Below are 18,452 nucleotides of genomic sequence, written 5' to 3'. Positions count from 1 at the left end.
GATGCGTGCCGCCGGCAACGCATGGATCTCCGTCGTCGTGCTGGTCGCCGGCATCGCGCTGCTGCCTGGCCTGCTGTATCTGCTCGGGCTGGCATTGGTGGACGGTCGGCCGAAGCCGGCCGACCGCGCGCCCAGTGGTGTGGCTGCGTGCAGCGGTGAGCCACGGGCGGGATACCAGCCAATGAACCCCTGGCGCTTCACCGCCCAGTTCTTCGACAAGGACGGGATGAAGAACAAGGTGCCTGAAGTGGAGCGGGAGGCCTTCTGGATTGCCCGGCGCCACCTGTGGCGGCAACCTCGGCGCGGCATGCTGCGCTGGCATCTCAGCAGCACCGCGTTGGCGATCTGGATCACCCGGCATTGGAGTACCGCGCAGATTGCGGACACCGCGAGGAAGGAGGACTTCTGCCGGACCTGGTCGAAACGGCGGGTGCCCGGTGGCCAGATGAACCGGTAGATCCACGCCATGCGTGGATGGCGCTCCATGTTTGTTGACGGGGTCAGAGCCCTTTCCCGCGGAAAGGGATCCGACCCCTGTTGCGTGCGGCCTTACCGCCTCGGCCGCCGGTCGTCCTGATCATCACCGAAGATGATGCGCGCGCTGCGCTGGTAGCTCCAGTACGCGACCGCCCAGTTCAGCAGCACCACGATGCGGTTGCGGAAGCCGATCAGGAAGAACACGTGCGCGGCCAGCCAAAACCACCAGGCCAGCACGCCGGAGAGCTGCAGCCGGCCCAGGTGCACGATCGCGGCCATGCGGCCAATGGTGGCGAGGTTGCCGTAGTCGGCGTACTTGAACGGCCCCGGTGCCGCCTTGCCATGCAGGCGCGCGCGGACCACCTCGGCCACGTACTTGCCCATCTGCTTGGCCGCGGGCGCCACGCCGGGAACCGGCTTGCCATCGGCCTGGCTCAGTGCGGCCAGGTCGCCGGCCACGAACAGCTCCGGGTGATCGGGCAGGGTCAGGTCCGGCTGCACCTGCACGCGGCCGGCGCGGTCCAGCGGCACGTCCAGCGTGCGCGCCAGTGGTGAAGCGGCCACGCCGGCGGCCCAGACGACGGTGCGGGCCGGCACGAACTGCTCACCGAGCTTGAAGCCCTGGCTGTCGATGTCGCTCACCGGGGTACCGGTCAGCACTTCCACGCCCAGCTTTTCCAGCTGGCGGCGCGCCTTCAGCGAAAGCACTTCCGGGAACGAGGACAGCACGCGCGGCCCAGCCTCGACCAAGCGCACCTTGGCGCTGGCCGGATCGATGTGGCGGAATTCGTTGCGCAGCGTGTGGCGCGCGATCTCGGCCAGCGTGCCGGCCAGTTCGACGCCGGTGGGACCACCACCGACGATGGCGAAACTCAGCCACGCCGCCTTCCTGGTCGGGTCCGGTTCGGCCTCGGCACGCTCGAACGCCAGCAGCAGCTTGCGGCGCAGCGCAATGGCATCGTCCAGCGTTTTCAGGCCGGGGGCATCTTCGGCCCACTGGTCGTTGCCGAAGTAGGCGTGGGTAGCGCCGGTGGCCAGCAGCAGGCTGTCGTAGTCCAGCGTGCTGCCATCGGCCATGCCGATCTGCCGTGCCTGCTTGTCGATGGCCACCACTTCGCCGAGGCGGACTTCCACGTTGCGCTGGTGGCCGAGGATGTGGCGCAGCGGTGCGGCGATATCCGGCGCGGACAGGCCGGCGGTGGCCACCTGGTACAGCAGCGGCTGGAACAGATGATGGTTGCGGCGGTCGACCAGGGTGATGCGTATGCGCTCGCGGGCCAGGGCACGGGTGGCCCAGAGACCGGCAAAACCGCCGCCGACAACGACCAGGTGGGGAACGCGCTCGCGACTCATCGACTCACTCCAGTGGGGGCATTGGGGGAAGCGCCTGGCATCTTCGCACGGCGGCCACCTGTCACGTCAGCGCCTGGGTGGATCGGCGATACTCGGGTTCAGGCAACCGCCCGCGAGGAATCCATGAGCGAACCGGAAAAGCGCATCGCCCTGTTGATCGATGCCGACAATGCGCCGGCCTCGAAGATCGACGAGGTCCTGGCCGAAGTCGCCCGCTATGGCGTGGCCAACGTGCGCCGTGCCTACGGCAACTGGAAGAGCCCGCGGTTGAAGGGCTGGGAAGCGGTGCTGCACGAATACGCGATCCGCCCGATCCAGCAGTTCGCCTACAGCAAGGGCAAGAATGCGTCGGACATGGCGATGGTGATCGATGCCATGGACCTGCTGTACGCGCGCAACCTTGATGGCTTCGCCATCGTGTCGAGCGATGCCGATTTCACCCCGATGGTGATGCGCCTGCTGACCGACGGCGTGAAGGTGTATGGCTTCGGCGAAAAGAAGACGCCGGAACCGTTCGTCAACGCGTGCTCGAAGTTCACCTACCTGGAAGCGCTGGGCCAGACCCACGCCAGCGTGCCGGATGCCGAGCAGGCATCGAGCGAACAGGCATCGAACGAGCCCGTCGCCAATGATGATGCACGCCCGCGCAAGAGCGGGGCGGAGATGCGCAGCGACACCCGGCTGGTGAAGATGCTGCGCCGCGCGGTGTCCTCGGCCGAGGGCGAGGATGGCTGGTCGCACCTGGGGCCGGTCGGCAGCCAGATCGGCAACCAGGCCTCGTTCGATCCGCGCAACTATGGCTACGGCAAACTCAGCGATCTGCTGGCGGCGATCGGCCTGTTCGAGCTGAAGAAGGATGGCAAGTCGTCCTACGTGCGCGCGCTGCCAAAAAAGAACCGGTAGTGCCGGCCGCTGGCCGGCAGCGCGCAGGCGCCCGATCCCGCATCCGGCACGCACATCTCCACTCCAATCAGGCGTATCGTTGCCGCTCGCATTGCCAGCAAGGAAAACCCGCATGTTGAAGATCTGGGGCCGCCGCAATTCCAGCAACGTCCGCAAGGTGCTGTGGTGTGCCGAGGAGATCGGCCTGCCGTACGAATCCATCGAAGTCGGCGGCAGCCATGGCGGCACGCAGACGCCGGAGTACCAGGCGATGAATCCCAACGGCCTGGTGCCGGTGATCGAGGACCACGGCCTGCCGCTGTGGGAATCGAACACCATCGTGCGTTACCTGAGCGCGCGCTATGCGCTGGGCACGCTGTACGCCGAGGACCCGATGGAGCGCGCGCAGGCCGAAAAGTGGATGGACTGGAGCACCTCGCGGATGGCGCCGCTGTACAGCGACCTGGTCTGGGGCATCATGCGCACCGCGCCGGCCGACCGTGACGAAGCGCGCATCAGCGCGGCCATCGTCCGTGCCGGTGACTACCTGGCGATGGCCGATGCCACCCTGGCCACGCAGCCATGGCTGTCGGGCGGGACGTTCGCCATGGGCGACATTCCGCTCGGCTCGCTGGTGTACGCCTGGTATGAACTGCCGATCCAGCGCCCGGACCTGCCGCACCTGGCCGAGTGGTATGCGCGCCTGCGTGAGCGACCGGCCTACCAGCGCGGCGTGATGTCGCCGCTGACGTAAGCGAAGGCGTCCGGGGTCAGAGCCCTTTTCTGCGAAAAGGGATCCGACCCCAGGGCATCGGGGTCGGATCCCACCCGACGGGTGGGCTCTGACCCCTCAATAAAGATCCGTTGGATCCACATCCAGCGACCAGCGCACCTTGCGTGCTTCCGGCAGCGCGTACAGCTGCGGAACCAGTTGCGAAAGCACGCCATGCAGCGGCGGCCGCTGCACCGCAGACAGCAGCAGCTGCGTGCGCTGGTAACCGGCCCGCCGTGGCATCGGCGCCGGCATCGGCCCGTAGGCCTCGACCACGTTCTGTTCGCCCAGCAGGTGCCGGGCCGCCAGCAGGAATGCATTGGCATGCTCCACCTGCTGCGCTTCGGCGCGCATCAGCGCCAGATGCGCGAAGGGCGGGAATCCGGCCGCCTGGCGCTGGTTCAACTCGGCTTGCGCGAACGGATGGTAGCCACCGCTCACCAGGGTTTCCAGCAGCGGGTGCCCGGGGTGATGGGTCTGCAGCCAGACCTCGCCCGGGTCGCGCGCACGTCCCGCGCGGCCGGCCACCTGGATCAGCTGCTGCGCCAGTTTTTCGCTGGCGCGGAAGTCGGTCGAGAACAGGCCCTCATCGATACCCACCACCACCACCAGGGTCAGCTTGGGCAGGTCGTGGCCCTTGGCCAGGATCTGCGTGCCGACCAGGATGCCGGGCTGGTCGCCCAGTTTCGCCAGCTGCTGTTCCAGCGCGTCGCGCCGTGAGGTGGTGCCGCGGTCGATGCGCACCACCGGGAAGTCGGCGAAGGCCGCAGTGAGATGTTCTTCCAGGCGTTCGGTACCGATGCCCTGCGGTTGCAGCGCCAGGCTGCCGCAGGCCGGACATGCCAGCGGCGCCGGTTGCCGCGCGCCGCAGTGGTGGCACTGCAGGCGACGACCGCCACCATGCACGGTCATCGGCGCATCGCAGCGCTGGCATGGCGCGGTCCAGCCGCAGTCGTGGCACAGCAGCACCGGTGCGTAGCCGCGGCGGTTCTTGAACACCAGCACCTGCTGGCCACGCTGCAGATGCTCCCCGATGCCGGCCAGCACATCGGCCGAGAGGCCGTCATGCAGCGGGCGCTTGCGTACATCGAGGATGCGCACGCGCGGTGGCCGCGCATCGCCGGCGCGCTGTTTCAGGCGCAGGTGGGTGTAACGCCCGGCGTAGGCGTTGTGCAGGGTTTCCAGCGAGGGCGTGGCACTGCCCAGCAACACCGGAACGCCCAGCGACTTGGCCCGGACCACGGCGAAATCGCGCGCGTGGTAACGGATGCCGTCCTGCTGCTTGTAGCTGCCGTCGTGTTCCTCGTCGACGATCAGCAGGCCGGCCTGGGGCAGCGGCGTGAACACCGCTGAGCGGGTGCCGACGATGACGCGCGCTTCGCCGCGTGAGGCCGCTGCCCAGACGCGCGCGCGCTCGTTGTCGTTCAACCCCGAGTGCAGCGCATGCACGGCGATGCCGAGGCGGCCACGGAAGCGTGCCAGGGTCTGCGGGGTCAGGCCGATTTCAGGCACCAGCACCAGCGCCTGCCTGCCCTGCGCCAGGCAATGGATGATCGCCTGCAGGTAGACCTCGGTCTTGCCGCTGCCGGTCACGCCATCCAGCAGGAACGGCTGGAAGCCGTCGGCGGCAGTGATCGCGGCCACCGCCTCGGCCTGGTCCGGGTTGAGCGTGGGACCGGGCAGTGGCTGCGCGTGTTTGGGGGCCACGCTCAGCGCAACCCGCTCGGCCAGCCCGCGCTTGGCCAGGCTGCGCGCGGCGGTGCGCCAGTCCTGCATGCGTTCGCCCAGCACGTCCTCATCCACGATGGCTTCGGCCAGCAGCTCGGCCAGTTGCCGTGGACGGCTGCCGGCGCGCAGCTTTTCACGCTGGGCGTGGCCTTCGGCTGTCAGCTGCCAGCCCCAATGGTGGGTGTCGGGCAGGGCCTCGCCATGGCGCAGCGGGCCGGGCAGGGCGGTGCTCAGCACCTCGCCCAGTGGCGCATGGGTGTAGCGCGCCAGCCATTGCAGGCTCTGCCACAGCTCCCCCTGCAGCAGCGGCTGCGGGTCGCACCAGGCCAGGGCCTGGCGCAGTCCCTGGCCGTCGTCGGTCTGGCCGTGCCCCACCACCACACCGACCAGCTCCCGGTTGCCGAACGGCACCTTCAGGCGGCAGCCGACCGCGACCGCCGGTGCATCGCCCTCCGGCGACAGGTAGTCGAACAGGCGGGGCAGGGGGACAGGCAGGGCGACCTGCAGGGTCGGAATCGGTGAAAGCATCGGGCCAGTGTAACGGGCCATGCGCGCGCGAACGGCAGCAGCGGGAGCGGCGGGGCGGCGCCCGTTGAATCATAAATGTCACCTAAATATCGGTGTCCATTGGAGATTCAGTCTTATCCACATGTTCTGTGGATAACGTTGTGCGTTAACGGCCATCGGAAACGTAGAAGGCCGATGGCGACGGCCTCACGCTTGGGTTGGTCAAAAAATCGCCACACAACAAAAGACAATAAAATCAATATCTTAAGTGTGAAACAATGCTGAAACAGAGTGAATTCAGCCCGAAGCCACAGTTTTCGCCGGAGGCTGCGTGGTGCTGTGCACAACCTGCAGCACGAAGTGCCTGTGGGCGCAAGTCCTACGGGCGTCGATGGCCTGCCGCTATCATGCCGGCAGACCTTTGGAGTGACCGATGACGGCTGTGCCCGCCCCTGTTTCCTCGACCGCGGCCGGCGCGCTGTCGGCGTTCCTGCGTGGCGTCGAGCGCCGTGCCCTGGTGGTCGCTGAACTGCAGTGCGGCGATGCCGCGCGCGCCGAGCAGACCCTGGTGGCGGTGATGCGCGCCTTTGCCGCAGTGGCCAGCGACCTGCCGATGGCGCAGTGGCCGACCCGCTTCTGGACCCTTCTGGGCCAGCGCCAGGCGCTGCGCGAGCCGGTGGGCGGGCAGTGGCTGCCGCCGTTGGCCGTGCTGGGCGCGATGCCGCCGCTGCCGCGCCTTGCGCTGCTGCTGCGGGTGGGGGGCAGCCTGGACGAGGGCATCGCCATGCGCGTGCTCGACCAGGACGAGGCGGGCTACCAGCACCTGCTGGCCGACGCCTGCCCGCGTGATGCCCACGGCCAGCCGGATGCCTCGGCCTGGCGCCAGTTGGCCGAACAGGTGCAGGCGCGTATCCGTGAGTTGCCGGCCGCGCGCCTGCAGCAGCTGCAGCAACCCGCCGCCGCGACCGCCCACAATGAAGCCCCGACCCCGAGCTGGCGCGCACCGCAGCGCGATGAGCGGGCGGCCGCCAATGGCAAGCGCCGTCGCACGAACGCCAAGCCACGTTGGCGCGGTCCGCTGATCCTGCTGGCGACCGTGGCGATACTGTTGGCCGCAGCGCTGGGCTGGCGCCACTGGCAGGGGCATTCCTTCGGCAGTGATGCACCGCTGCCGGAGGGGGTGGTGGGCGAAGCCGGTCCGGTGACGGTGGAAGCCCTGCCACCCAGCAAGGTCAACGCCACGCCGGATGCGACCACGGCCCAGGCCACGGACGACGCAGCGATGCTGGCCGATCGTGACTACCCGCTGGTTGCCGATGCCGACCTGTACGCGTGGACTGCCGCGGGCGGCCCGCTGCCGGTGGATGAATCGCAATCCAGGCCGAGCCGGCCGGAGCCGGCCAGTGCCACGCTGGAAACCGCTGCTGCCGATGAATAAGTCCGTGTTCGCCAGCCTGCTGCTGGCCCTGCCGTTGTCGCTGTCTGCCGCGCCGCAATCGTTGAACGTGCCGTTGCCGCCACCGACGTCGCCGACCACGCCGGTGGCTTCGCCAGCACCGTCGACGGCAGCACCCTCTGGCTTCGCCCAGCTCGATGCGCAGCAGCAGCGCCAGCGCCGCGCCGACTACGCCGCCTGGCGCGCGCTGCCGGAAGGAGAGCGCGAGCGCATCCGCCAGGCGGCTGCGCGATTCAATGCGCTGCCTGCGGACCAGCAGCAGCGCCTGCGCCAACAGTTCCGCGACCAGGACCAGGCGTTCCGCGACGGGTGGCGGCTGGGCCCGCAACTGGGCCTGGAATTCCCCAAGCTGCATGGCTTGTTCGGCTTCGTGCCGCCGGAACAGCGCGAGACCGCGCTGGCCGTACTGCGCCAGCTCAGCCCGGCGCAGCTGGCCCAGCTGACTCTGGTCGCGCAGCGCACGCCACCGCAGGAACGCGACGCAGTGCGCAGCGCTTTCCTCGCCGTGCCCGCCGCCGAGCGCGACAGCTGGCTCAAGCGCCAGGCCGGCCAGTAAAAAAGGGGACGGAGGGGATTAAGTCGCATCCGGCACTAGCGGGCCTGAAACGACTTAATCCCCTCCGTCCCCTTTTTGTGTGGGGCGGCTGAAACCCAGCATTCACGCCATGTCATGGGAATGCACGCGCCGCCCGCGTAAGATGGGCGCCCGCAACCCGGTGCCTGTGCCCTTCGCGCGCAACCGCAGTTCGCTTCAAGCACCTTATGTCTACTGCAACCTCCACGCCGCGCTTCAGCAAGGAAGTCGGCGCCACCGGTCTGCTCGCCCTGCCGCTTGTGCTGGGCCATGTGTCCACCGGTCTGATCTCCTTCGTCGACAACGTGATTGCCGGCCACCACGCCACGGCCACACTGGCCGCCGTCACCATCGGTACGGCGCTGCTGTGGCTGCCGATGCTGATTCCGATCGGCACCCTGATCTCGCTCACCGCCTCGGTGTCGCAGCTGCATGGCGCCGGCCGCGAGCGCGAGATCGGCCCGCTGTTCCGCCAGGCACTGTGGCTGGCCTTGGGGCTGGGCCTGATCATGTTCACCTTCCTCACCGTGGTGCCGCCGCTGCTGCCGTCGTTCGGCATCGCGCCGGACATCGTGCCGGGGGCGACCGCGTTCCTGCATGCGGTGCGCTGGGGCGGACCTGCGCTGACCCTGTACTTCTGCATGCGCTATCTCAGTGAAGGCATGCACTGGACGCTGCCGACCATGCTGCTCGGCTTCGGTGGCCTGCTGGTGCTGGCACCGATGGGCTATGTGCTGGCCAACGGCAAGCTCGGCTTCCCGGAAATGGGCGCCGAAGGCCTGGGCATCGCCTCGGCGGTGATGATGTGGCTGCAGGCAATCGCCTTCGCCACCTACCTGTGGTTCACCAGGCGCTTCGCCCATCTGCAGCTGTTCTCGCATTTCGAAGGGCCGCGCTGGAAGGCGATCTGGGACTTGCTGCGCACCGGCCTGCCGATCGGCATCACCGTGCTGATGGAGGGCGGCCTGTTCATCGTCACCGCGTTGCTGATCGGCCGCCTTGGTGCCAACGAAGCCGCTGCGCACCAGATCGCGATCAATGTCGCGCAGCTGTGCTTCATGATCCCGATGGGCGTGGCCGAGGCCACCACCGTGCGCGTCGGCCATGCGGTCGGCCGTGGTGACGGCTTCGGCGTGCGGCGTGCGGCCTGGGCCGGTTACGCGATCATCATGGGCACGCAGACGTTGTCGGCGGCGGTGCTGCTGTTCGGCCACGATGCCATCGTCGGTGTGTACACCAACGACCTGGCAGTGGCCGGCCTGGCCTCGACCCTGCTGCTGTACGCGGCCACCTTCCAGTTCCCGGACGGCATCCAGGTGCTGTCGGCCGGCGCGCTGCGCGGCCTGAAGGACACCCGCGTGCCGATGTTCATCGCCATGTTCGCGTACTGGGGCCTGGGCATGCCGCTCGGCGCCGGGCTCGGCCTGGGGCTGGGCATGGGCCCGCAGGGCATGTGGATCGGCCTGATCGTCGGCTTGACCGCCGCTGCCATCCTGATGGGCTGGCGCCTGCGCCGCAGCAGCCAGCGCATCGGGCAATCCGCGCTGTCCTGATCTTCCCGCCCGCCACGTTCACCCGTGACGGGCGATCCCCTGACTTGTGTCCGATGCTGCATCACGCGGCACCGGCTATGCTGGTACCACGGCAAGAAGCCATCCGGAGCGTTCCATGAATCAACCCGTGCCCCCGCTGCCCCCGGCGCGTCGCAACCCCGTCGCCAGTTTCTTCATCGGGCTGTGGGACGTCATGAACTTCACCCGCCGGTTGATCCTCAACCTGGTGTTCTTCGGCCTGCTGTTCCTGCTGCTGGTGATGTTCGTCATCGCCGCCGGCATGGGCGCCGGTGCCAGCAAGTCGCTGCAGGACCGCACGACGCTGGTGATCGCGCCGGAAGGCCGCCTGGTCGAGCAGTTCAGCGCCGACCCGGTCAGCCGCGCGCTGGCCAAGGCGGTGGGTGACAACGGCGCCGAGGAGATCCAGCTGCGCGATCTGCTGCGGGTGATCGAGTCGGCCAAGGAAGACAAGAAGATCGAACGCGTGGTGCTGGAGCTGGACAAGCTGCAGCCGTCCGGTTTCGCCTCGCTGCGTGAGGTGGCCGCCGCGCTGCAGGACCTGCGCGCCTCCGGCAAGCAGCTGGTGGCCTACAGCGAGAGCATGGGCCAGTCGCAGTACCTGCTGGCCGCGCAGGCCGACGAGGTCTACCTGGACCCGATGGGTTCGGTCGTGCTCGAAGGCCTCGGCCGCTACCGCCAGTACTTCCGCACCGGCCTGCAGGACAAGCTGGGCGTGGACGTGCACCTGTTCAAGGTGGGCGAGTACAAGTCCGCGGCCGAGCCGTACGTGCTCGACGCGGCGTCGCCGGCCTCCAAGGAAGCCGACCTGTTCTGGATGAACGACGTGTGGCAGCGCTACCTGGGCGACATCGCCAAGGCCCGCCGCCTGGATCCGGCACAGCTGGCCGCCGGCATCGACACCCTGCCGGAAGGCATCGCTGCCGCCGGTGGTGACCTGGCCAAGTTCGCCCTGCAGCAGAAGCTGGTGACCGCGCTGAAGACCCGCGAGGAATTCGAGGATCTGATGATCGAGCGCGGCGTGGCCGACGAGGATGCCGACGGTGGTTTCCGCAACGTTGACTTCGGCCGCTACCTGGCCCTGCTCGACGCGCGCCGCAACCCGGTGGACTCGCGTCCGCAGGTGGCCGTGGTGGTGGCCGCCGGCGAAATCAGTGGCGGTGACCTGCCGGCCGGCCGCATCGGTGGCGAGTCGACCTCGGCGCTGCTGCGTGCCGCGCGCGACGACGACAACGTGAAGTCGGTGGTGCTGCGGGTGGATTCGCCGGGCGGTGAAGTGTTCGCCTCCGAGCAGATCCGTCGTGAAGTGGTAGCCCTGCAGGCCGCTGGCAAGCCGGTCGTGGTGTCGATGGGTGATCTGGCCGCTTCCGGTGGCTACTGGATCAGCATGAACGCCGATCGCATCTATGCCGATCCGTCGACCATCACCGGTTCGATCGGCATCTTCGGCATGGTGCCGAACTTCAGCCGCGCGCTGGACAAGATCGGCGTGCACACCGACGGTGTCGGCACCACCCGCTTCGCCGGCGCCTTCGATGTCACCCGCCCGATGGACCCGGCCGTCGGCCAGGTCATCCAGACGGTGATCAACAAGGGCTACGCGGACTTCACCGGCCGTGTCGCCGACGCCCGCAAGAAGCCGGTCGAGGCCGTGGACGAGGTCGCCCGTGGCCGCGTGTGGAGCGGTGCACAGGCCAAGGAACGCGGCCTGGTCGACGCCTTCGGTGGCCTGAAGGACGCGGTGGCCGATGCGGCCAGCCGCGCCAAGCTGGGCAAGGCCGATGCCTATCGCGTGCGCTACATCGAGAAGGCAGCCACGCCGTTCGCACAGTTCGTCAGCGGTTTCGCCGGCAGCCGCGCCGGTGCCTGGATGCTGTCCGATTCGGGGATGGCGCGGATGATGCTGGCACGCACGATGCCGGAAGTGGACACTCAGTTGCGCTTCGTCGAGAACGCGGCCCGCGAGAAGGGCAATGGCGCTCCGGTGAAGGCGCTGGCGTACTGCTTCTGCGGATTCTGATCGGCAACGGTACCGAATGAAAACGCCCGGCTCTGGCCGGGCGTTTTCGTTCATGGGGTCGGATCCCTTTGCCCCGCAAAGGGCTCTGACCCCACAGGTCACTGCGTCGCGTCGGCCTCGGCCTTGCGTTCGCGTGCGGCGGCCTCTTCCACCGCTTTCTGCGCGCCCTTGGCGCGGTCCAGCGGTTCCTGCATCGCACGCGACATCGCTTTGGGCACCGGTGGCTTCTCCGGGTTCGGCGTCGGCGGCCGCTGGCAGGCCACCAACAGCACGCCGGCCAGCAGGGACGAGAACAGGGTCAGGATGCGCATGGCGGCTCTCCGCAGTGGGCGTACGTGCAGTGTCGCATCCTCGGCAGAGGGCCGCCGTGAGCGCGTATCCTTGCGGCATCGAAACACAGCGGGCGCGGCCCCGGAGGACTCATGACCCAGCAACGGTGGCGCCTGGACGGCCAGACGGCCCTGATCACGGGTGCCAGCGCCGGTATTGGCCTGGCCATTGCGCACGAACTGGCTGGCCTCGGCGCCGACCTGATGATCGTCGGCCGCGACATCGACATGCTGGAAACGGCGCGCGACGAACTGCTGGATGTCTATCCGCAGCACCAGGTGCACGCGCTGGCGGCCGATGTCTCCGATGACGAGGACCGTCGGCAGATCCTGGACTGGGTGGAAGATCACAGCGATGGCCTGCACATCCTGGTCAACAATGCCGGTGGCAACGTCACCAAGGCGGCCACGGAATATTCCGAGGACGAATGGCGCAAGATCTTCGAGACCAACCTGTTCTCGGCCTTCGAGCTGTCGCGCTACGCGCATCCGCTGCTGGCCCGGCACGCGTCGTCTTCGATCGTCAATGTCGGCAGCGTGTCCGGGCTGACCCATGTGCGCAGTGGCGTGGTCTATGGCATGACCAAGGCGGCGATGCACCAGATGACCCGCAACCTGGCCGTCGAGTGGGCGGAGGATGGCATCCGGGTCAACGCGGTGGCGCCCTGGTACATCCGCACGCGGCGCACGTCCGGTCCGTTGTCGGACCCGGACTACTACGAGGAAGTGATCAACCGCACGCCGATGCGCCGCATCGGCGAGCCGGAGGAAGTGGCCGCAGCCGTTGGCTTCCTGTGCCTGCCGGCGGCCAGCTATGTCACCGGCGAATGCATCGCGGTGGATGGCGGCTTCCTGCGCTACGGGTTCTGATCTTCCAAAGGGTAGTGCCGGCCGCTGGCTGGCAACTGGAATCACTTGAAGATCCTGCGATTGCCGGCCAGCGGCCGGCACTACCGGGTGGCTGTCACCCCGGTACCGGGCAGTTGCTGGCCTCCAGCACGCCCTGCAGCCGTTCGCGTTCCCCACGGGCGTTGTCGCGGTTTTCCGGCGAGGCGAACCGCTCACGGCCACGTGCGTCGCGGAAGCGTTGCTGCCAGCTGCTGCAGCGCTGCGCGTCCGGCAGTTCCTCGCAGCGGTCGCGCACCACTTCGCAGCCGGCGGCATTGACCGGCGTGGCGCCGCCCAGTCCCTGCACGGTCATCAGTTCGCAGCGCCCGGGGGCGGCTTCGTATTCGTGCAGGTAGCCACCGCCCTGGCTGTCGGTGCACTGGAAGATCGGTGGCAGCGGCGGCTTCGGCGGCGCATTGCTGTCCGGCGCGGCATCGGCCTGGCGTGGCAGCGATGCACTGTCGAGTATCAGATCGCCGCCTTCGCGTTCGACCATGCCAGCTTCCATGATCGTGCGTCCTTCGCCGGGGCGACGAGGCGCGGGTGCGGGAACGGACGGCGCAGTGGCCGCGGCCGGTCCGGGCGCGGCCGGCACGGGTGCCGCTGACGCCGGCGCCGGCGGAGCACTGGCCGGCACCCTCACCACCTGCTGCTTGCTGCCGGCAGGGCAGGGCGTGCGTTGCAGGGTGGGCACATCGCTGCTGCTGGAGGTACAACGGTAGATCACCCCGTCGTCGGCCAACGCGTTGCCGGCGAACAGGCCCAGGGCCAGCCAGATCAGGTTCTTCATGCGCACAGCGTACATGCCCCGGCAGGCATCGCGCTCAGCGTTCGCAGTCCCGCGACAGGCGCGCGTCGATGCCGCGCTGTTCATTGCTGATGGCGGTGCGCTCACTCTGCAGCGCGCTGTTGTAACGGCGGTCCAGTTCCCAGCGGCGGTCACGCAGGCGCGCACAGACGTCCTGCGGCGGCAGCGCATGGCAGCTGTCACGGACCAGCACGCTGCCGGCCGGCACCTGCACGCCGACGCCCACCGCAGGCGGCCGGTAGCCTGTGCCTTCACCGATCGGCGCACCGACCGGCGTGCCGAAGCCCGGGCGTGGACCGGGATGGACCGCGCCGTGGTGCCCGTGCGGGAGCCACACGCTGGTCCACAACGGGACCCAGCGCGGATTGCCCTCGTTGCTGTCGCTGGTGTAGCGGCGACCGTCGTCGCTCACGCACTCGTACAACGGTTGTGGCGGCTGGATGTAGACGTGGCGGACTTCGCGATCGCGCATCACCGGAACCTCGCTGGGCGCCGCGGGAGGGGCGTCGCTGCGCACCACCCGGGGTGCCGGATCGCGCGGGCGCTGCAGGTCACGCACCTCCTGCCGGCCGCTGCTGCAGGGCCTGTCCTGCAGGGCCACGGCGCCATTGCTGGCGACGCAGCGGTAGACGCGCACGTCCTCGGCGGCCGGTGCGGTCCATGGCAGCAGCAGGCACAGGCCCAGGGCGGTGCGCAGCAGGTTCATGGCGGCAGGGTGCGTGATTGTGCGTGGCAGTGCAATCGTCCGCTCAGGAGCGCAGCACGTTGCCGCTGAGCGCGTCGCGGATCGGGGTGGGCTGGGCCAGGCCGCCGGTTTCGCCATCGAGGATGCCATCGAGCAGGCGCAGCAGGCGTGGATCCAGCTCGGCACGGCTGCGTGCCGGTGGTTCACCGGCCAGGTTGGCGCTGGTGGAGACGAGGGGCCCCCCCCAGGCGCGGCACAGGGCGGCGACCAGCGGGTGCGCGCTGATGCGCACGGCGATGCCGCTGTGCTCGCCGGTAATCCAGGGCTGGGCGCGCGGACCGGCCGGCAGGATCCAGGTGTTGGCACCCGGCCAGCTGGCCAGCACCGCGCGCTGGCGGGCATCGGGCAACGCCTGCAGGCGCACCCAGCCCTCCAGCTGCGACAACTCGGCGGCGACCAGGATCATGCCCTTCTCGATCGGGCGCTGCTTCAGCCGCAGCACCATGTGCACCGCCGCCTCATGCGAGGGATCACAGCCCAGGCCCCAGACCGCTTCGGTCGGATAGGCGATCACGCCGCCGGCGCGGAGCGTGGCGACAGCAGAGTCCAGGGTGAGTTCTTTCATGGCGGCGACCGGCCCGACGTGGGCCCCCATTATCCCCCTGCGGCGTGCAGAAGGGGTGGACCCTGGCCCGGTAGTGCCGGCCGCTGGCCGGCATCGGGTGCTTCTGGATGTTGCCGGCCAGCGGCCGGCACTACCCCTTATCCACGCATGGCGTGAATCTACTTCGCGGCTTTCTTGACGGCCTTCTTCGCCGGTGCCTTCTTTGCAGCGGCCTTCTTTACCACGGCCTTCTTCGCCGCCTTCTTGGCAGGCGCTTTCTTGGCTGCGGCCTTCTTCGGCGCCGCTTCCTTCTTCACCGCCGCCTTCTTGGCCGGTGCCTTCTTCGCGGCAGCCTTCTTGGCGCCGAAGCCCTTGCGCACGGGCTTGCCGGTTTCTTCCATCAGCTGCTGCACTTCGGCCAGGGTCAGCGATGCCGGCTCGCGATCCTTGGGGATCTTGCCGTTCATCCTGCCGTCGCTGATGTACGGGCCGAAGCGGCCGTTCAGCACCTGGATGTCGCTGCCCTCGAACTCCTTGATGATCCGGTTGCGCGCGATCTCTTCCTTCTCTTCGATCAGGAACACGGCGCGGGCCAGGTCGATGGTGTACGGGTCGTCTTCCTTCTTCAGCGAGGCATAGGTGCTGCCGCGCTTGGCGAACGGGCCGAAGCGGCCGATGCCGACGCTGACCGGCTCGCCGTTGTCCTCGCCCAGCGCGCGTGGCATCAGGAACAGTTCCAGCGCGTCTTCCAAGGATATGGTGTGCATCGACTGGCCGGGGCGCAGCGAGGCGAATTTCGGCTTCTCCTCGGCGTCCTCGGCGGTGCTGCCGATGGCGGCGTAAGGCCCGAAGCGGCCGAGGCGCACGCTGACCGGCTTGCCGGTCTTCGGGTCGGTGCCGAGCTCGCGCGCGCCACTGGCCTCGGCGCGGTCCACCGATTCCTTCTTGTCTTCCACCAGCTCCTTGAACGGCTCCCAGAAGCGGGCCATCAGCGGGATCCACTCTTCTTCGCCACGCGAGACGGCGTCGAGCTCGTCTTCGAGCTTGGCGGTGAAGTCGTAGTCCACGTACTGGGTGAAGTGGCTGGACAGGAACTTGGACACCGCGCGGCCGACGTCGGACGGGCGGAAGCTGCGGCCTTCCATTTCCACGTACTTGCGGAACAGCAGGGTCTGGATGATCGAGGCGTAGGTCGACGGACGGCCGATGCCGTACTCTTCCAGCGCCTTCACCAGCGCCGCTTCGGTGTAGCGCGGCGGCGGCTGGGTGAAATGCTGCTCGGCCTGGATGCGTTCCAGCGGCACGCGGTCGCCCGGCTTCATCGCCGGCAGCTTGCGGCCTTCGTCCTCGTCTTCGGCGCTCTTGTTGTCCTTGCCTTCCTCGTACACGGCCAGGAAGCCGGGCACCACCACGGTGGTACCGCTGGCACGGAACACGTGCTCGCTGCCAGCGGACAGGTCGACGCTGACGGTATTGAGCGTGGCCGGGATCATCTGGCAGGCGACGGCGCGCTTCCAGATCAGTTCGTACAGGCGGCGCTCGTCGTCGGTCAGGAAGCGCGCCACCTGGGCCGGGGTGCGCAGGGCCGAGGTCGGGCGCACCGCCTCGTGCGCTTCCTGGGCGTTCTTGGACTTGGTCTGGTACGTGTTCGGCTGGTCCGGCAGCGAGGCGATGCCGTAATCACGGGCGATCACGTCGCGGATCTCGGCCAGCGCGTCCTGCGACAGGTTCACCGAGTCGGTACGCATGTACGAGATGAGGCCGACGGTGCCTTCGTCACCGATCGCCACGCCTTCATACAGCTTCTGCGCCACCTGCATGGTCTTGCGGGTGGTGAAACCGAGCTTGCGCGAGGCTTCCTGCTGCAGGGTGGAGGTGGTGAACGGCGGCGCCGGGCGGCGCTTGCGCTCCTTGCTGGCCACGTCGGTGACATGCAGCGAGCCCTGCGCGGCCTGCTGGATGCGCAGGCGGGCGGCTTCGGCGGTGTCGCCGTCGGTGATGGTGAACTGCTCGAATTTCTGCCCGTCCAGCTTGACCAGCTTGGCGTTGAAGTGCTGCGACGGGTGTGCGCACTCGGCGGCGATCGACCAGTACTCGCGGGCGATGAAGGCTTCGATCTCCTCCTCGCGCTCGACGATCATGCGCAGCGCCGGGCTCTGCACGCGGCCGGCGGACAGGCCGCGCTGGACCTTGCGCCACAGCACCGGCGACAGGTTGAAGCCGACCAGGTAGTCCAGCGCGCGGCGCGCCTGCTGGGCATCGACCAGGTCGCTGGCGATCGCGCGTGGCTGGCTGATCGCTTCCTTGATGGCGCGCGGGGTGATCTCGGTGAACACCACGCGCTGCATCGGCTTGTCCTTGACCAGCCCGCGTTCCTTCAGGATCTCGGCGATATGCCAGCTGATCGCTTCACCTTCGCGATCCGGGTCGGTCGCCAGCAGGATGTCGTCGGCGCCCTTGGCGGCCTTGGCGATCGCGTCGACATGTTTTTCGTTCTTGTCGATCACGTCGTAGTGCATGGCGAACCCGTTGTCCGGGTCGACCGCGCCTTCCTTCGGAATCAGGTCACGCACATGCCCATACGAGGCCAGGACGGTGTAGTCCTTGCCGAGGTATTTGTTGATCGTCTTGGCCTTGGCCGGCGATTCGACGATGAGCAGGTGCTTGGGCATGGCAGCAGTATCTGTGGGGCGAGCCGCAGGGGAGGGGCCGCTAGGGTGGAGCAAACGGCCGCATTAGTGAAGCGGCCACGGACAAATCAATACGCTGAACGCCCGGTAGTGTGCCGGGCGTTCAGGTTTCACCTTATTAGAGGAATCACGCCCGGCCAGCCCCTGTCAAGCAGCCAGACGTGAGGATGGCCGTTCATGAGGCCATCTTGGCGATGAAGCCGACCGCGGCCACCAGCAGCACCAGGCCCGCCAGCACCAGCAGGCCGGTGAGCACCAGGATCACGATGGTGACCGTGCCCAGCTCATGGCGCTGCAGGTGCGGCTGGTCGGTGTAGGCCCAGCGGTCGACCACCAGGGTGTCGCAGATCATGTCGTGCAGGCCCTGCTTGCGCTCGGTGAAGGCGGCCATCAGGAAGCCGATGCCGAGGGTGAAGCTGCTCAGCAGCATGGCCCAGTAGCGGCCGAAGGCGCGGCCCTTGGTCAGGCGATCGCCGTTGCTGCGCACGACCTTGATGCCGACCGCCATCTTGCCCAGCGTGGCGCCACCCTGCGAGGAATGGAACCAGGTGTAGTAGGCAACGCCGATGGCCATGTTGATCAGCGCGCTGGCCACCTGCGCGACGATTTCGATGGAGGTCTCGCCGCTGCCCACCGCGCCCATGCTGGCGCCAAGCACCACGCCGATGATGGCGCCGATGATGCCGCCCGGAATGGCCAGCACGAAGTAGTCGATCATGTACGCCGCTACGCGCTTCCAGAAGCCTGCGTAGACCACCTCGCCGCCGATCACCGGCTGCGGGCCACCGGCACCGGAAGCGGCCGGGGCGCTGTAGGGCGAGCTGCTGAGCGCACCCGTGCCAGGCAGCGGTGCAGTGCCGTTGTCGATGGCGGCGTAGTCGCCGCGCAGGTCGAAGCCGCCGCTGGCGGTGGCCGTGCTGGCATCGGCCAGTGTCTGCAGGCCGAGCTCATCGACCACCTGGCGCAGTGCAGCCCACTGGGCCATGCCTTCGCGCCAGACCAGGGTGTCCAGGTTCAGTTCGCCCCGCTGGAAGCGCTGGCGGATTTCCTGGACCGGCAGCGGGCCCTGGCGTTGCTGTCCTTCGGCGTAGTACCACTCGGTCATTGC

At 68.3% G+C, this 18,452-nt stretch carries 16 protein-coding genes; 8 read left to right on the top strand and 8 right to left on the bottom strand.

The window, feature by feature from the left end; all coding sequences use genetic code 11:
- Position 1: 1 nt before the first annotated feature.
- Positions 2-457, top strand: coding sequence for a hypothetical protein (locus QP609_RS18610; RefSeq protein WP_046432762.1), 456 nt, complete (start codon positions 2-4; stop codon positions 455-457).
- A gap of 92 nt (positions 458-549) precedes the next feature.
- Here QP609_RS18610 and QP609_RS18605 read toward each other — a convergent pair whose 3' ends face one another.
- Positions 550-1,830 carry an NAD(P)/FAD-dependent oxidoreductase gene (locus QP609_RS18605; protein ID WP_142235122.1) on the bottom strand — a complete coding sequence of 427 codons (1,281 nt, stop codon included), beginning with the start codon at positions 1,828-1,830 and terminating at the stop codon, positions 550-552.
- 123 nt (positions 1,831-1,953) lie between these two features.
- On the opposite strand from QP609_RS18605, the gene QP609_RS18600 reads away from it, so the two are divergent.
- On the top strand, positions 1,954-2,733 hold the full coding sequence (locus QP609_RS18600; protein WP_014648580.1) for an NYN domain-containing protein: 780 nt from the start codon (positions 1,954-1,956) through the stop codon (positions 2,731-2,733).
- Between the two features lie 112 nt (positions 2,734-2,845).
- The gene (locus tag QP609_RS18595) at positions 2,846-3,466 is read left to right on the top strand and encodes a glutathione S-transferase (protein ID WP_014648579.1); all 621 of its coding nucleotides are present in this window, start codon (positions 2,846-2,848) and stop codon (positions 3,464-3,466) included.
- 96 nt (positions 3,467-3,562) lie between these two features.
- Here the strand turns inward: QP609_RS18595 and QP609_RS18590 are convergent, their stop codons facing one another.
- Complete coding sequence (locus QP609_RS18590; protein ID WP_289214020.1) at positions 3,563-5,740, bottom strand: primosomal protein N'; 2,178 nt, start codon at positions 5,738-5,740, stop codon at positions 3,563-3,565.
- Between the two features lie 412 nt (positions 5,741-6,152).
- On the opposite strand from QP609_RS18590, the gene QP609_RS18585 reads away from it, so the two are divergent.
- The 4 genes from QP609_RS18585 to sppA all read left to right on the top strand — a co-directional run bounded on the left by QP609_RS18585 (position 6,153) and on the right by sppA (position 11,340).
- A complete protein-coding gene (locus tag QP609_RS18585; RefSeq protein ID WP_014648577.1) occupies positions 6,153-7,157 on the top strand; it encodes a hypothetical protein in 1,005 nt (334 codons plus the stop codon).
- Positions 7,150-7,731, top strand: a complete 582-nt coding sequence (locus QP609_RS18580) for a DUF3106 domain-containing protein (RefSeq protein ID WP_134809344.1) — start codon at positions 7,150-7,152, stop codon at positions 7,729-7,731. The genes QP609_RS18585 and QP609_RS18580 overlap by 8 nt, the downstream gene beginning before the upstream one ends.
- 206 nt (positions 7,732-7,937) lie before the next feature.
- Positions 7,938-9,302: an MATE family efflux transporter gene (locus QP609_RS18575; RefSeq protein ID WP_046432753.1), complete on the top strand. Its 1,365-nt coding sequence runs from the start codon at positions 7,938-7,940 to the stop codon at positions 9,300-9,302.
- Between the two features lie 115 nt (positions 9,303-9,417).
- The gene (gene sppA / locus QP609_RS18570; protein ID WP_032958263.1) at positions 9,418-11,340 is read left to right on the top strand and encodes a signal peptide peptidase SppA; all 1,923 of its coding nucleotides are present in this window, start codon (positions 9,418-9,420) and stop codon (positions 11,338-11,340) included.
- A 98-nt stretch (positions 11,341-11,438) separates the two neighbouring features.
- On the opposite strand, the gene QP609_RS18565 is transcribed toward sppA, so the two are convergent.
- A complete protein-coding gene (locus QP609_RS18565; protein WP_005414610.1) occupies positions 11,439-11,651 on the bottom strand; it encodes a hypothetical protein in 213 nt (70 codons plus the stop codon).
- 111 nt (positions 11,652-11,762) lie between these two features.
- Between QP609_RS18565 and QP609_RS18560 the strand changes: the two genes are divergently transcribed.
- A complete protein-coding gene (locus QP609_RS18560; RefSeq protein ID WP_014038643.1) occupies positions 11,763-12,539 on the top strand; it encodes an SDR family oxidoreductase in 777 nt (258 codons plus the stop codon).
- A gap of 94 nt (positions 12,540-12,633) precedes the next feature.
- On the opposite strand, the gene QP609_RS18555 is transcribed toward QP609_RS18560, so the two are convergent.
- The 5 genes from QP609_RS18555 to QP609_RS18535 form a co-directional block, all read right to left on the bottom strand.
- Complete coding sequence (locus tag QP609_RS18555; RefSeq protein ID WP_041864295.1) at positions 12,634-13,347, bottom strand: hypothetical protein; 714 nt, start codon at positions 13,345-13,347, stop codon at positions 12,634-12,636.
- 34 nt (positions 13,348-13,381) lie between these two features.
- Positions 13,382-14,071: a hypothetical protein gene (locus QP609_RS18550; protein WP_014648571.1), complete on the bottom strand. Its 690-nt coding sequence runs from the start codon at positions 14,069-14,071 to the stop codon at positions 13,382-13,384.
- Between the two features lie 43 nt (positions 14,072-14,114).
- A complete protein-coding gene (locus tag QP609_RS18545; protein WP_080053022.1) occupies positions 14,115-14,705 on the bottom strand; it encodes a Sua5/YciO/YrdC/YwlC family protein in 591 nt (196 codons plus the stop codon).
- Between the two features lie 128 nt (positions 14,706-14,833).
- Entirely contained in the window at positions 14,834-17,326 is a 2,493-nt protein-coding gene (locus tag QP609_RS18540; RefSeq protein ID WP_049408649.1) for a DNA topoisomerase I, read from the bottom strand.
- Positions 17,327-17,519: 193 nt separating this feature from the next.
- Positions 17,520-18,449, bottom strand: coding sequence for an RDD family protein (locus QP609_RS18535; RefSeq protein WP_014648568.1), 930 nt, complete (start codon positions 18,447-18,449; stop codon positions 17,520-17,522).
- Positions 18,450-18,452: the final 3 nt, after the last annotated feature.

The sequence above is a fragment of the Stenotrophomonas sp. 8(2023) genome (genome assembly GCF_030345295.1).
Classification (GTDB): Bacteria; Pseudomonadota; Gammaproteobacteria; order Xanthomonadales; family Xanthomonadaceae; genus Stenotrophomonas; species Stenotrophomonas muris.
Note: the sequence above shows the minus strand (reverse complement) of the source record. Positions and strands in the feature narration are given on the sequence as shown.